The organism is Streptomyces spiramenti (assembly GCF_012034385.1).
GTDB classification, from domain to species: domain Bacteria; phylum Actinomycetota; class Actinomycetes; order Streptomycetales; family Streptomycetaceae; genus Streptomyces; species Streptomyces spiramenti.
Genome location: NZ_JAAVJB010000145.1, coordinates 1 through 13,031, shown reverse-complemented (window position 1 = coordinate 13,031; position 13,031 = coordinate 1). Strand labels below are relative to the sequence as shown.

10 protein-coding genes are annotated in these 13,031 nt (G+C 74.9%); 5 read left to right on the top strand and 5 right to left on the bottom strand.

The window, feature by feature from the left end; translation table 11 throughout:
* The first annotated feature begins 222 nt into the window (after positions 1-222).
* The gene (locus tag HCJ92_RS16485) at positions 223-1,542 is read left to right on the top strand and encodes an MFS transporter (RefSeq protein WP_167934362.1); all 1,320 of its coding nucleotides are present in this window, start codon (positions 223-225) and stop codon (positions 1,540-1,542) included.
* A gap of 21 nt (positions 1,543-1,563) precedes the next feature.
* On the opposite strand, the gene HCJ92_RS16480 is transcribed toward HCJ92_RS16485, so the two are convergent.
* Both HCJ92_RS16480 and HCJ92_RS16475 read right to left on the bottom strand, forming a co-directional pair.
* Entirely contained in the window at positions 1,564-3,771 is a 2,208-nt protein-coding gene (locus tag HCJ92_RS16480) for a hypothetical protein (RefSeq protein WP_167934361.1), read from the bottom strand.
* A 170-nt stretch (positions 3,772-3,941) separates the two neighbouring features.
* Complete coding sequence (locus HCJ92_RS16475) at positions 3,942-5,135, bottom strand: RtcB family protein (RefSeq protein ID WP_167934360.1); 1,194 nt, start codon at positions 5,133-5,135, stop codon at positions 3,942-3,944.
* 276 nt (positions 5,136-5,411) lie between these two features.
* Here HCJ92_RS16475 and HCJ92_RS16470 point away from each other — a divergent pair, with 276 nt between their 5' ends.
* Positions 5,412-6,473 carry a zinc-dependent alcohol dehydrogenase gene (locus HCJ92_RS16470; protein ID WP_167934359.1) on the top strand — a complete coding sequence of 354 codons (1,062 nt, stop codon included), beginning with the start codon at positions 5,412-5,414 and terminating at the stop codon, positions 6,471-6,473.
* A gap of 71 nt (positions 6,474-6,544) precedes the next feature.
* Here HCJ92_RS16470 and HCJ92_RS24395 read toward each other — a convergent pair whose 3' ends face one another.
* Complete coding sequence (locus HCJ92_RS24395; protein WP_209311216.1) at positions 6,545-8,560, bottom strand: glycoside hydrolase family 15 protein; 2,016 nt, start codon at positions 8,558-8,560, stop codon at positions 6,545-6,547.
* Positions 8,557-9,996, bottom strand: coding sequence for a glucose-6-phosphate dehydrogenase (gene zwf, locus HCJ92_RS16460; protein ID WP_167934358.1), 1,440 nt, complete (start codon positions 9,994-9,996; stop codon positions 8,557-8,559). Before zwf ends, HCJ92_RS24395 begins: the two co-directional genes overlap by 4 nt.
* Before the next feature lie 507 nt (positions 9,997-10,503).
* On the opposite strand from zwf, the gene HCJ92_RS16455 reads away from it, so the two are divergent.
* Both HCJ92_RS16455 and HCJ92_RS16450 read left to right on the top strand, forming a co-directional pair.
* Positions 10,504-11,079 carry a sigma-70 family RNA polymerase sigma factor gene (locus tag HCJ92_RS16455; protein WP_338054216.1) on the top strand — a complete coding sequence of 192 codons (576 nt, stop codon included), beginning with the start codon at positions 10,504-10,506 and terminating at the stop codon, positions 11,077-11,079.
* Complete coding sequence (locus HCJ92_RS16450; RefSeq protein WP_167934357.1) at positions 11,076-11,765, top strand: hypothetical protein; 690 nt, start codon at positions 11,076-11,078, stop codon at positions 11,763-11,765. The genes HCJ92_RS16455 and HCJ92_RS16450 overlap by 4 nt, the downstream gene beginning before the upstream one ends.
* 68 nt (positions 11,766-11,833) lie before the next feature.
* Here the strand turns inward: HCJ92_RS16450 and HCJ92_RS16445 are convergent, their stop codons facing one another.
* Entirely contained in the window at positions 11,834-12,271 is a 438-nt protein-coding gene (locus tag HCJ92_RS16445; RefSeq protein ID WP_167934356.1) for a carboxymuconolactone decarboxylase family protein, read from the bottom strand.
* 153 nt (positions 12,272-12,424) lie between these two features.
* Between HCJ92_RS16445 and HCJ92_RS16440 the strand changes: the two genes are divergently transcribed.
* Positions 12,425-13,031: sigma factor (locus HCJ92_RS16440; protein ID WP_275942310.1), on the top strand; the 607-nt coding region annotated here is incomplete at its 3' end.

The window sequence follows — 13,031 nt, the reverse complement described above, 5'->3', positions numbered from 1 at the left end:
GCCCCGGGCGGGCCCGCGGCGCGGCGGGCGGCAGCGCCCCGGCGGGTACCCGGCGGCGCGAACCGCGCGGCACCCGGTGGCCGGATCCGACGCGCCCGCCCTGTACGGACGGTTGAGGACATGTCAATCTGCGGTCGACGCGGCGGGCGCCGACTCCGCCGCGTCGTTCGGCCGGTCCCGTTCGGCGCCGCTGTGGGACCCGCCCGGGGAGGACGAGGCGACGTGGACAACGGGCGAGGCGGTCCCACCCGGCAGGTGTGGTTCCGCTCCGGCGTCGCGGGCATGGCCTCCTACCTCGACGCGGCGGCGATCGTCTCGACGGGGGCCGCGCTGGTCCTGTACAAGGACCCGCTGGGGCTCACGGCGGGAACCATCGGCCTGCTGTCGGCCGCGCTCACCCTGGCCATCGCCGTCGGCTCATTGCTCGGGGGCCGGCTCGGCGACCGCTTCGGCCGTCGCCGGGTGTTCGTCGCCACCGTGACGATGCTCGCGACCGGCGCCGCGGTCCTCGCCGCCGCGCCGAACAGCGACTGGCTGCTGCCGGGCGTGCTGCTGCTGGGGTTCGCGGCCGGCGCCGACCTCCCCGTCTCCATCTCGCTCATCGGTGAGGAGGCACCCGAGGAGGCCAGAGGCAAGCTCATCGCCCTCTCCCAACTGCTCTGGTACCTCGGCATGTGCGCGACCCAGCTGACCGGGCTGCTGGTCGGCGGGCTCGGCGCCACAGGAGCGCGCCTGCTCTACGCGCACGTCACCGTGGTGGCACTGCTGGTACTGGCGCTGCGGCTCCGGGTGCCGGAGTCGCGCCAGTGGCTGGCGCAACGACGGCTCGCGCGGGAACTGGACGGAGCGGCGGCGGGCCGGGTGACGGCCGGCCGCCGGCTGCTGCGCGCGCCGCACCGGCGGCCGATGCTCCTGCTGGCCGCCTTCTACGTGCTGACCCTCGTCGCGGCCAACACCATGGGCCAGTTCACCACCTACCTGTACGTCGAGGTCGCCGGAACCACCGTCCAGGTCGCCTCCGGCATCAACCTGGCCGTCCTGTTCCTCAGCATCGTCCTGGCCGCGCTCTTCATGCGCGTGGTGGACGGCCGCCACCGGATGCGCTGGTACGCCCTCGGCGCCGTCGGGTTCGTCCTCTACTTCGCTCTGCCCGCCGTTCTCGGTGTCCACGTGTGGAGCCTGGCGCTCGCCAAGGTCGTCGGCACCTTCGGTACCGCGCTCGCCTTCGAGGCCGTCTTCAAGGTCTGGTCGCAGGAGGCGTTCCCGACCCTGCTGCGGTCCACCGCGCAGGGCGCCGTCATGGCGGTGGCACGGGGGGCCGCCGCGGCGGCAGCGCTGTGGACACCGCGCCTGCTGGACACCACGCCCCGCACCCTGTTCGTGGTCCTGGCCGCGGTGGTGGCCGTCGCGATGCTGCTGGGGCCGTTCATCGAACGGCTTCCCAAACGCACCCTCAGCCTCGGCGGATCCGCCGGTTCGGCCGCACCGCGCCGCCCGGCCGACCCCGCGGGGCCGACCGCGCCGCACGGCCCCCGGACGTGACGCCCGGGGGCCGGCGGGGGATCAGCGCAACTCGGTGGCGTCCGCGCCGGTCTCGGTGACGACGCCCACGACCTCGGCGTCGGCGTCCTCCGCCGCCGGGACCGAGAGCGTCCGCCCCGCGGCCGAGCCGTCGACGTCACCGTGGGCGACCAGGTCGCCCACGCCCGGACTCGCGGCGGCGATGAGGTACCAGCGGTCGTCGGGCGAGCGCCAGAGCGCCGACGCCACGAAGTGGTGCTCCCGCAACGTGCAGTCCGCGCCGCCCTCGGCCCGGGCCGTGACCTCGCCGGGCTCACCGAACGCCCGCGCGGCGCCGCCCCGTTCCCCGGTGCGGTCCTCGTCGTCCGCCGCTCCGGACCCGCCGTCCGGCGGCAGATGGAGCTGCGTCATGGTCCGCACGCCCTCGCCGCGCCAGGTCTCGGCCCGGGTGCACACCCAGCTGGCCCGGCCGCCGTCGTCCGGCAGCTCCTGCGAGGCGAACTCCCAGCTGTTGACGAGCCGGACGCCGCTGCCGGCCAGTTCCGGCAGGTGGCAGGCGGTGCGGGCGAGACGGTCGGCGGCCTCGCCGCGCAGCGGGTGTCCGTGGCCGACGCCGGGAGCCGCGTCGGTGACCGCCACCGGTACCAGCTCCCCCATGTCGACCAGCACGCCGGTCGGCAGCCCCGACGGTGTCGTCAGCTCCAGCAGGGGCGAGTTGGTGCACTCCGCCGCGCCGACCGCGGTCGGGACCGGCGCCGTCACCCCGTCCTGCCCCAGGGCCACCTCGGTCGGCGCCGCCCCCGGGGCGAGCAGGTCGTGGACGTCGGCGCTCTCGACCCACGGCGCCGTCAGGTAGCGGACCCCGTCGGCCTCCCGGTGGAGGACGACGGCGGGGTGCCCGCCGCTCGCGCCGTCCACCCGGGCGAGCTCCAACGTGGCGCCCGCCGCGGCCGGCGCGCGGTCACCGCCGGAGCGGTCGGCCCGCTCCCCGCGGTCCTCGTCCGCCGCACCGGTCCCGCCCTGCTCGTCCCCGCTCCGGCCGTCCGCGGGCTCGGCGTAGCGGGCGAGGCGGAGACCGTCGTGCAGCAGCACCAGCGACCTGTCGGCGACCTGCCCTGCGTAGAGCAGCCGGGGCGCGGCGGGCGGGGGGCCGGTGGCGGTGCCGGGCGTGGCCGTGACCGTCACCTCCGGACCGGCGGCGGCCCACGCCGCCAGCGCCCGGCCGAGCAGCTCCTCGTCGTCCACGGCCGTCCCGCGCGGCTCCCAGGAGGCGAAGTCGACCCTGCTCGCGTCCCGCCACGCGCCCTCGGGGACCCGTTCCAACTGCTCGGGATCGGCGCTCGCGACCAGCGCCGGGTTGCGGGGGGCCGCCTCGCCGGAACCCGCGTCGTCGGAGGGGGCCGGTGAGCCACCGGGCGCCCCGTCCGTGCCGAAGGCCGCCAGCAGACCGGCTCCCAGCATCAGCGCCCCCGCCGCGGCCACGCCCGAGCGGCGGTACTGGCGGCGGCGCAGCAGGTCACCGGGGCGGGCCCGGAGCGCGCAGGGGTCCTCCAGCGGCGGTCGGTCCCCGCCCGGGAGGGCAGCCGCCGCCTCGACGGCCGCGCGCGCCTCCTCCGGTCGCACCCGGGCCGCGGTCAGCAGGCTCTCCGCCTCGCGGGGGCCGAGGCGCTCCAGCCGGGCGAGGGCGAAGGCCACCCGCACTGCGGGAGCCGCGCCGAGCAGCGCCTGCTCCATGGCGAGCGCCTCGGCGCCGGCGGGCAGCGGTGAGAGCCGCAGTCCCAGCACCTGGGGAAGGAACCGGGGGCCGCGGCCGATCCGCCGCAGCGCCCCCGCCGGACCGCGCGACGGCGCGGCGGACCGGTCGGCCACCGCGAGGACGGAGGCCACCAGGCGCTCCCGGAGACATGCGTACCCGGGGTCGGCGTTGGCGCGGTCGGTGCCGTCCTCACCGGCGGGATCCTCAGCGGCGGACGGGCCCGCGGGGGAACGGTGGCCGAGCAGCTCCGGGCGGGCGAGACGCGTGGTCCGCGACCGCGGCAGCGCCCGCTGGGCGAGGGCGTGCGCGGCGACCACCCGCTTGTGCCGGGCCAGGTCGGGCGGCAGGACGAGGTACCCCAGGCGCACCAGCCGCGCGTAGTGCTCGACGATCGCGGCCTCTGCGACGTCCAGGCGCACGACGGCGCTGCCCGGGCGGGGCTCGGCGCCGGTGCTCGGGGCGGGCTCGGTGGGCGAGGGCTGGGAGGGAGTCACATTGAGCTGAACGAGTGACTTGCCGGGCGGTTACTTCACGCCCTCGTGTTGACGGTGGCCGTGGGGCGGGGCGCGCGCGGTGGTCGCGCCGCCCCCGGCTCCGGTGTGCGACGGCGCCCCCGCGCCACCGTGCGCGCCGCCCTCGCGACCCGGACCGTGCGGCGCGCGCCTCACCCCTTGACGCAGACGACCTGCTTGAGCTCCGCCTCGACGGTCACCAGGTCGCGCTGGCGCGAGACGACCTCCTCGATCGACTTGTACGCGCCGGGGATCTCGTCGACGACACCCGCGTCCTTCCGGCACTCGACCCCGCGCGTCTGCTCCGCGAGATCGGCCGCGGTGAAGGCCCGCTTGGCGGCCGAGCGGCTCATCCGGCGGCCCGCACCGTGGGAGGCGGAGTTGAACGAGGCCGCGTTGCCGAGCCCGCGCACGATGTAGGACCCGGTGCCCATCGAACCGGGGATGATCCCACGGTCCCCGCTGCCCGCCCGGATGGCGCCCTTCCGCGTCACCAGCAGCTCCGTCCCGTCGTACTCCTCCTCGGCGACGTAGTTGTGGTGGCAGGAGATCACCTCGCCGAACCGCGGCGCCGCGCCCCGGAACTCGGCGCGCACCACGTTCTGCAGCAGCGCCATCATGATCGCCCGGTTGAGGCGGGCGTATTCCTGGGCCCAGAAGAGGTCGTGCCGGTACGCCGTCATCTGCGGGGTGTCCGCCACGAACACGGCGAGGTCGCGGTCGACCAGACCCTGGTTGTGCGGCAGTCCCCGCGCCACCCCGATGTGGTGCTCCGCCAGCTCCTTGCCGATGTTCCGCGAGCCCGAGTGCAGCATCAGCCAGACGGCACCCTCGGTGTCCGTGCACACCTCGACGAAGTGGTTGCCGCCGCCGAGGCTGCCGAGCTGCTTCTCGGCCCGGCCCCGCCGGAAGGAGACCGTCGACGCCACGTCGTCGAAGCGGCGCCACAGCCGGTCCGGCCCCGTGGCGGCCACACCGTGCAGCCGGGTGGTGTCGACCGCGGTGTCGTGCATGCCGCGGCCGACGGGGATCGCCGCCTCGATCCGGGAACGCAGCCGGGAGAGGTCCTCGGGGAGGTCGTCGGCGGTGAGGGAGGTCCGCACCGCGGACATGCCGCACCCGATGTCCACGCCGACCGCCGCGGGGCAGACGGCGCCCTCCATGGCGATGACGGACCCGACCGTGGCGCCCTTGCCGTAGTGCACGTCGGGCATCACCGCCAGCCCGCGCACCCAGGGCAGAGTGGTGACGTTGTGCAGCTGCCGGGCGGCGCCCTCCTCGATGCCGGCCGGGTCCGCCCAGCTCCGGATCGGTATCCGCGCGCCCGCCAGTTCGGTGTACCCCATGATGTGCCGCCCCCGAGACGTAGCCGATGAGGTGCACATTGTGTTCTCGGCACGTGGTCGCGGAGCAACGGGTTTTCGACGGGTGACACCCCGCGGCGGACCCGGTGGGAGGGGTGGCGGCGCAGCGGGCACGCCTTGGGCGCACTGCTCCCCGCCGTGCGTGCCCCGCCCTCCGCCGCGCGCCGTCGAACCCGGAGGATGGCATCGACCCGGACCGCCGGGCGCCGGTCCCGGTGCCCGGCGGTCGCCGTCCGCCGAGAACGGAGCCCGTCCGCGATGCCCGAGCCGATCCGCCGCGTCCTCGTCCGCGCCCACGACGACATCACCCTGGAGGAGGTGCCCGCGCCACGGCCTGCCGAGGGCGAACTCCTGATCCGCAGCGTCCTCGTGGGGATCTGTGGTTCGGACACCCACGCCGCACGGGGGCACCACCCCTTCATCGAGCTGCCCTACCGTCCGGGGCACGAGGTGGTCGGTGAGGTCGTGGAGGTCGGCCCCGGTGTGACCGGCCACGTCCCCGGCGGACGTGTCGTCGTCGAACCGGGCCTGGTCTGCGGCGCCTGCCCGCAGTGCCGCTCAGGCCGGTACAACATCTGCACGGAACTGGCGGTGTTCGGCTGCCAGACCCCCGGCGGGATGGCCGACCTCTTCACCATCGCGGCGGGCCGCGTCCACCCGGTGCCGGACGCGCTGACCGACCTCCAGGCGGCGCTGGTGGAGCCCCTGGCCACCCCCGTCCACGCCGTGGCCAAGGCAGGGGACCTCACCGGCCGCACGGTCCTGGTGCTCGGCGCCGGTCCGATCGGTCTGCTGCTCGTGATCGCGGCACGGCTCGCCGGCGCCCGGCGCGTCGTCGTCACCGACCTGCTGGCCGCAAAGCGGGACCGGGCCCGGCGGCTCGGCGCCGACGCCGTGCTCCCCGCCGACGGCGAGGACCTCCCCGCGCGGGTCGCCGACGCCCTCGGCGGCCCCGCCGACGTCGTCTTCGACTGCGTCGCCCGTGCCTCCTCGATCGGGCAGGCCGTCGACTCCGTCGCCAAGGGTGGACACGTCGTCGTCGTCGGGGTCGGCGCGCCGGGCCCCACCCCGGTGCGGCTGGACCTGGTACAGGACCGCGAACTCCGGATCGAGGGCACGCTGATGTACACCGCCGACGACTACCGCCGAGCGATGGAGATCATCGGCTCGGGCGCGGTGGACGCCGCGGAGATCGTCACCGCGACGTTCCCGCTGGCGGAGGCGGCAGCTGCCTTCGCCGCCGCCTCGGACCCCGCCCACGTCAAGGTGCTGGTCACCGGGGGCGGCCTCCCGGGCCCGGCCGGCGCCGGGAGGCCGTAGCGGCTGTCCGGCGACGCGCGCCCCGCCTGGCGGGAACCACCGGGCACCGGACCCGGCCGGACCCGGCGCGGTCAGCCCAGTGCCCGGTCCAGGTTGGTGGTGGCGCTGATGAGCGCGAGGTGGGTGAAGGCCTGCGGGAAGTTGCCGAGGTGCTCGCCGGTCAGCCCGATCTGCTCGGCGTACAGGCCGGTGTGGTTGGCGTAGGTGAAGATCTTCTCCAACGCCAGTCTCGCCCGCTCCACCTGCCCGGTCCTGGTCAGCGCCTCCACCCACCAGAAGGAGCAGATCGAGAACGTGCCCTCCTCGCCGCTCAACCCGTCCGGGGTCAGCCTCGGGTCGTACCGGAACACCAGCCCGTCCGTGACGAGTTCCTCGGCGATCGCCTCCACGGTCGAGTGGAACCGGGGGTCGTTCGGGGAAACGAACTTGACCATCGGCATCAGCAGCAGTGAGGCGTCCAGCTCCGCGGGTGGCGTCTCGCCCGGAGCGTCGGCGAGCCGCTGCGTGAACGTCCCCCGGTCGTGGTTCCAGCCCCGCTCCATGACCTGCCGGTAGATCGCGTCGCGCTCCCGTCGCCACCGCGCCAGGTCGGCCGGGAGCCCGCGCTGGTTGGCGATGCGGATCATCCGCTCCACCGCCACCCAGCACATGACGCGGGAGTAGGTGTGGTGCTGCTGTCCCGCCCGGGTCTCCCAGATCCCCTGGTCGGGGGTGTCCCAGTGGTCGAGCAGCCAGTCCAGGATGCGGCCGAGGTTGGACCAGGTGTCGTGGGAGATGCCGCCGCCGTACTTGTTGAACAGGTAGACGGAGTCGATGAGTTCGCCGTAGATGTCGAGCTGGAGCTGGCCGGCGGCGCAGTTCCCCGCCCGCACCGGGCGGGAGCCCCGGTACCCCGCGAGGTGGTGCAGCTCCTCCTCGGGGATGTGCGGGTCGCCGTCGATCGTGTACATCACCCGCAGCGGTCCCAGCCCCCCGTCCTCGGACCGGTCCAGGCAGCGTGAGAGCCAGGCGATGAAGGCCTGCGCCTCGGCGGTGAAACCCAGCCGCAGCAACGCGTACAGGGAGAACGCCGCGTCGCGGATCCACACGTACCGGTAGTCCCAGTTGCGTTCGCCGCCCAGGTGCTCGGGCAGCGCGGCGGTGGGGGCGGCCACCACCGCTCCGGTCGGCTCGTGCGTCAGCAGCTTCAACGCCAGCGCCGACCGGTGCACCATCTCGCGCCACCGACCGGTGTAGGCCGACCGCGCGAGCCATCCCCGCCAGAAGGCCACCGTCGAGTCGAACAGCCGCTGTGCCTGCTCCGCGTCCAGCGGGTCCCGCTCCTCGCCGCCGGCCGCGCGCCGCCGGTCGCTCTCGCCGCCCGCTTCCGGCCCGCCGGCGCTGGGCGCACCGCCCGGCCGCCGCCCGTCGCCCGAGGGCGCCGGTGCCTCGGTCACGGCGCCGCCGTCCCCCGGGGAGCCGCTCCCGGCCGCGCTCGGCGCAGAGGCGTCGGGCTCCAGCACGAAGAGCACGGACTCGCCCTGCGCGACCCGGAACACACCGTGCGCGTCGCCGTCGTGCTCCTCCAGGGCGACATCGCTGTGCAGTGTCAGCGGGGGAGCGGCACCGACGAACCGCAACCCGGTGGGGGTCCGCTCGGTCCGGTAGCGCGCGCGCCCGTAGTCCGGTCGGGGCGCCACCTCGACCCGCATCCGCATGTGCCCGCGGACGCTGACCACCCGCCTGACCAGCCGCTGCCGGTGGTCGGGGTCGTGTTCCCGCAGCAGCGGCATGAAGTCCTGCACCTCGACCATGCCGTCCTCGGTCAGCATCCTCGTGATGAGGATGTTGGTCTCGGGGAAGTAGAACTGCTGCCGTGTCGCGACCTCGCAGTCCGGCTCGATCGCCCAGAACCCGCCCCGCTCGGCGTCCAGCAGTGCGCCGAACACGCTCGGGGAGTCGAACCGCGGTGCGCAGAACCAGTCGATCCGCCCGTCGGTGCCGACCAGCGCGGCCGTGCGGAGGTCGCCGATCAGCCCGTGCTCACCGATCGGCAGGTAGGGCGGGGACAGCCGGTTACGGTCGTCCGACCGCGGTGCGGCGCTCATGCGCGCGACACCCGCCAGCCGCGCCCGCCGGGGAGGTCCAGTGCGGCCTGCGGGCCCCAGCCGCCGCGTTCGTACCGCACCACGGGGGGCGGGTTCTCCAAGACCGGGGCGCAGACCTCCCAGAGCCGTTCGATCTCGGCCGCGCCGGTGAAGAGGGTCTGGTCGCCCCGCAACGCGTCGAGCAGCAGCTTCTCGTACGCCTCCAGCGGACGAGCCCGGGTGAACGCCTCCTCGAACCGCAGAGCCAGCGACGCCGAGGCCAGGGCGAAGTCCGGCCCCGGCCGCTTCGCCCGCACCTGCAGGGTGATCTCCGGTTCGTCGGTCAGTTCGAAGACCAGCTCGTCCGGGCAGGTCCCCGCCAGGCGCTCCGCGAAGAGCCCCGCCGGCGGTTCGTGGAAGCCGATGGTCACCACGCGGCGCGAAGCGCCCAGGGCCTTGCCGGTGCGCAGGAGGAAGGGCACACCCGACCAGCGCGGACTGTCCACCCACGCGCGCAGCGCGACGAACGTCTCGACCTCCGAGGCGTCGTCCACGCCCTCCTCGTCGCGGTAGCCCTCGTACTGTCCGAACACCACCTCGGCCGGGTCCAGCGGGCGCATCGCCGTGTAGACCCGGAGCTTCTCCGCCCGCAGGGCGGTGGCGGAGAACGCCACCGGCTGTTCGAGCGCGACGAACCCCAGCAGTTGGGAGAGGTGCGTGGTCAACATGTCGCGGAAGGTCCCGGTCGACTCCATGAACCCCGCGCGGCCCTCGATCCCGATGCTCTCGGGGACGTCGATCTGGACGTACGCCACGTGGTGCCGGTGCCAGGCCGGTTCGAACAGCCCGTTGGCGAAGCGGAGCGCCAGGATGTTCTGCACCGCCTCCTTGCCCAGGAAGTGGTCGATGCGGAATACCCGGTCCTCCGCTACGACCCGGTGGACCGCCGCGTTCAGCGAGCGTGCCGAGGCGAGGTCCTCGCCGAACGGCTTCTCCATGACGAGCGAGGCGCCCTCCGCGATGCCGGTCTCGCCCAGCATCGCGATCATGGGCTCGGCGGAGCCCGGGGGAACGGAGAGGTAGACCAGCGTCCGTGTGTCGTTTCCGAGGCGTTCCCGCTCGCGCCGTACTCGCGCCGCCAGCTCCGTGCCGTCGTCCGCGGAGGAGGTGCAGAAGGTGATGTTCTCGGCCAGTTCGTGCCAGGCCGTGGCGTCGAACGCCTCCCGGGGCAGGTGGTCGGCCACCGCCTCGCCCAGCGCTCGACGGAACTCCTCGTCGGTGCCGGGGGAGTGGCGGCCCGACCCGATCACGCAGAGCCGCTCGGGCAGCATCCCGGAGCGGTGGAGTCGCAGGAGTCCGGGGAAGAGCTTGCGCCGTGCCAGGTCCCCGGTGGCACCGAAGATCACCAGGACGTGCGGGTCGGAGGAGTGTGTGCCGGACGATCCGTCACCGGTCATGCGTGCTGCTCGCTCTCAGCCGTGATCGGGGCGCCGCCCCGGCGTCCCGCGGCGGGTGTCGGAGCTTCCGCCGGCGTCCTGGATACCGGGGAACCCGCCGCTGCGAGCAGCACCACGCCGGGGGCCCCGAGGACCGCGGGCCGCCGGGCCTCACCGCACCGCCGTCCGGGGGAGCGGCGACCGCCACCGACGTGACTCCCGCGGGCGGGGCGCGCGGGGGGCGGTCGGCGCGGTACCGCGGGTCGGCGAGAATCTCCGTACCCGTTTCAACGAACGGCCACGGAACGCGGTTAGCTGATCGCAAGGCGGGACCGAACCGCCTGTCCCGCGACCGCGCATGAGCACAACCATGCTCCCGAAGACGTGAGTTGGAGACCCCGTGACCCACGAGAACAGCCGCAGCGTCCGGCCCGGTACGGCCGCTCCGGCGCTCACCACGACCCCGTGCCACCCGCCGGGGAGACCCGCCGGGCGCTGCGCCCGCCCCGTCTCCCCCGGGGAGGGCGCGTGAACGACCTCCCGCGCCGTTCCGGACGGACCGTCCCCGACCTGGTGCCGCTGCCACCCGCCTTCCAGGCGTTCCACGAGCTCCACTACCCCGCCTACCTCTCCTACGTCGAGCTGCAACTCGGCGACCTGGACGAGGCCCGGCGGGTGGTCGAGGACGTCTTCGTCTACCTCGCCGTCAACTGGCGGGCGCTGATGCGGACCGAGGTCCCCGCGGCCGAGGCCTGGGCGGTCGTCAAGACCGTCGTCGTCAGCCACCTCGACGAGGGCGGACGGCAGCCCGCCATGCCGGAGACCGCCGTCTTCCGCCGGGTCGCCGCCGAAGTGCTGCGGCAGACGCGCGGTCAGTTCGCCGTGATGGAGAGCGTCATAGGGCTCTACCCCGCCATCGCCCGCCTCCCCGAGCGGCTGTTCGACGTCGTCGTCCTCCGGTTCGTTCTCGGCTACCCCACCGGCCGGGTGGCGGCCATCATGGGGCTGGAGGAGGGCACCGTCCGCAGCCACATCCACCACGCGCGCGGCAAACTCTCCCGCGACCTCGGCTGCGGCGACCCCGACGAACGGAGGAGCCTGTGAGGACCGCGGAGCAGGACTTCGACGCCTTCCTGGCCAATGCGGCCATCCCCCACGCCACCTCCCGCGGCGAGCTGGAGGAGTCGCGTCGCCGCATCGAGGAGCGGCTGGCCGCCACGCTCCGCCGGGAGGCACCCGGCGCCCGCGCCCGGCCCGCCGCGGCTCCACGGTCGAATCGTCCCGGCCACCGTCCGCTGCCGGCCCACCGCCGCGCGGGGGACGACCTCCGGCAGCTCTGCACGCTGGTGGTCCGCGACGCCAAGGCGGCGGCCAGCATCGCCGGACTGGTCAACTCCGTCCGCATCGAGCCGGACGGCGCGCTGGTCTTCGCCTGCCTCCTCCATCTCGCGGACCGCACGGACGGCGCGCAGTTCTGGTGGCAGTTCAGCGCGGGAGCCGGCAGGGGGACCTCGGCGGTCTGCCTGCACCTGCTCCACCTGCAACGGGGCGAGCACCGCGACGCCGGGTACTGGGCGGCGCAGGTGGCGGCGCTCGGGCAGGAGACCCCGTGGTTCCTCCACGACATGCTCCGTGCGCACGCCGCCCTGGGCGACACCGCCGGGGCCTCCGCGTCCGCGACCCCGCCGGCGCTGGCGGCGGCCATCAGGCGGCTCGACGTCGCCACGGACCAGGACTTCGGTCCGGTGCCCCGGCCCGATCCGGGTCTCGCCGACCGGTTCGCCGGATGACGCGGTGCCCGCCCCGCTCATGCGGGGCGGGCACCGCGCGCGCCGTGTCACCGAACGGGTGCGGCCCGCTACGGGCCGACGGGGTAACCGCTGGTCAGCGCGACCCGGTTCCAGGCGTTCATCACGACCGCCAGCCAGGCGATCGCCGCGGCCTGCGCCTCGCCGAGCTCGTCCTCGTCACCGGCCGGCAACGTGGCCACCGCCGGGGAGGTGACCGCTTCGGCCAGCCGCAGAGCAGCGCGTTCCGTCCCGCTGAAGTACCGCGACTCCCGCCACGCGGGGAGCACTGCCAGCCGGTCGGCGGTCTCACCGAGCGCGAGGGCGTCCCGCGTGTGCATCCGCAGGCAGAACGCGCAGCCGTTGAGCTGCGAGACCCGGATCTTCACCAGCTCCGACAGCAGCGGGTCCACCCCGGCCGCCGCGACGCCCGCGTCTGCCTGCTTGCTGAGTTCCAGGAGCCGGCTGTAGGCGGCCGGCTGTCCTTCGGGGAGATCGACGTGGATCATGGTGGTCCTTCCGTGGTTCCGACAGGGGGCGGGGCGAACGGTCGGCACGACCGGCGGTGCCCCGCCGTACTCCTGACGAGACAGCGCGCCAGAATGTGAGGCGTCGGCCGGAACGCATCCACCCGTCCGGACGCCGACCGGAGGGAGCCCGACATGGCGACAGAACCGACGGCCGCCACCGGCGGGCGGCCGACCGGGGAGTGCGGGACGGCGGAGAGCCGGGTGGAGCGGGAGCGGCCCCGGCTGCTCGGCCTCGCCCACCGCATGCTCGGCACGGTCGCGGACGCCGAGGAGGCGGTGCAGGAGGCGCTCCTGCGCTGGTACCGCCTCGACTGCGTCGAACGCGACGCCGTCGCCAACCCCCCGGCTTGGCTGACCCGTGTCACCGGCCGCGTCTGCCTGGACCTGCTCGGCAGCGCACGGGCCCGCCGTGAACGGTACGTCGGCCCCTGGCTGCCCGAACCCGTGCCCGAGGGGACGTTCCCCGGCGTCGGAGACGGCTCGGCCCGCGCCGTCGCGATGGCCCCGCCCGCCGAGCAGCCCTCCGACCGGGTGGTGGCGAACGAGGAGGTGAGCACGGCGCTGCTGCTCGTCATGGAGACCATGACCCCCGCCGAACGGGTGGTCTTCGTGCTGCACGACGTCTTCGCCGTCCCGTTCACCGAGGTGGCCCGCACCGTCGGCCGCACCCCCGCCGCGACGCGGCAGCTGGCCGGGTCCGCCCGAGGGCGGCTGGCGGCCGGGCGGCGCGGCCCGGCGG

Bases quoted from the DNA above. Each gene is read 5' to 3' on its own strand.
- HCJ92_RS16475 (WP_167934360.1), bottom strand. From the start codon at position 5,135: ATGGGGTACACCGAACTGGCGGGCGCGCGGATACCGATCCGGAGCTGG.
- HCJ92_RS16470 (WP_167934359.1), top strand. From the start codon at position 5,412: ATGCCCGAGCCGATCCGCCGCGTCCTCGTCCGCGCCCACGACGACATC.
- HCJ92_RS24395 (WP_209311216.1), bottom strand. From the start codon at position 8,560: ATGAGCGCCGCACCGCGGTCGGACGACCGTAACCGGCTGTCCCCGCCC.
- zwf (WP_167934358.1), bottom strand. From the start codon at position 9,996: ATGACCGGTGACGGATCGTCCGGCACACACTCCTCCGACCCGCACGTC.
- HCJ92_RS16445 (WP_167934356.1), bottom strand. From the start codon at position 12,271: ATGATCCACGTCGATCTCCCCGAAGGACAGCCGGCCGCCTACAGCCGG.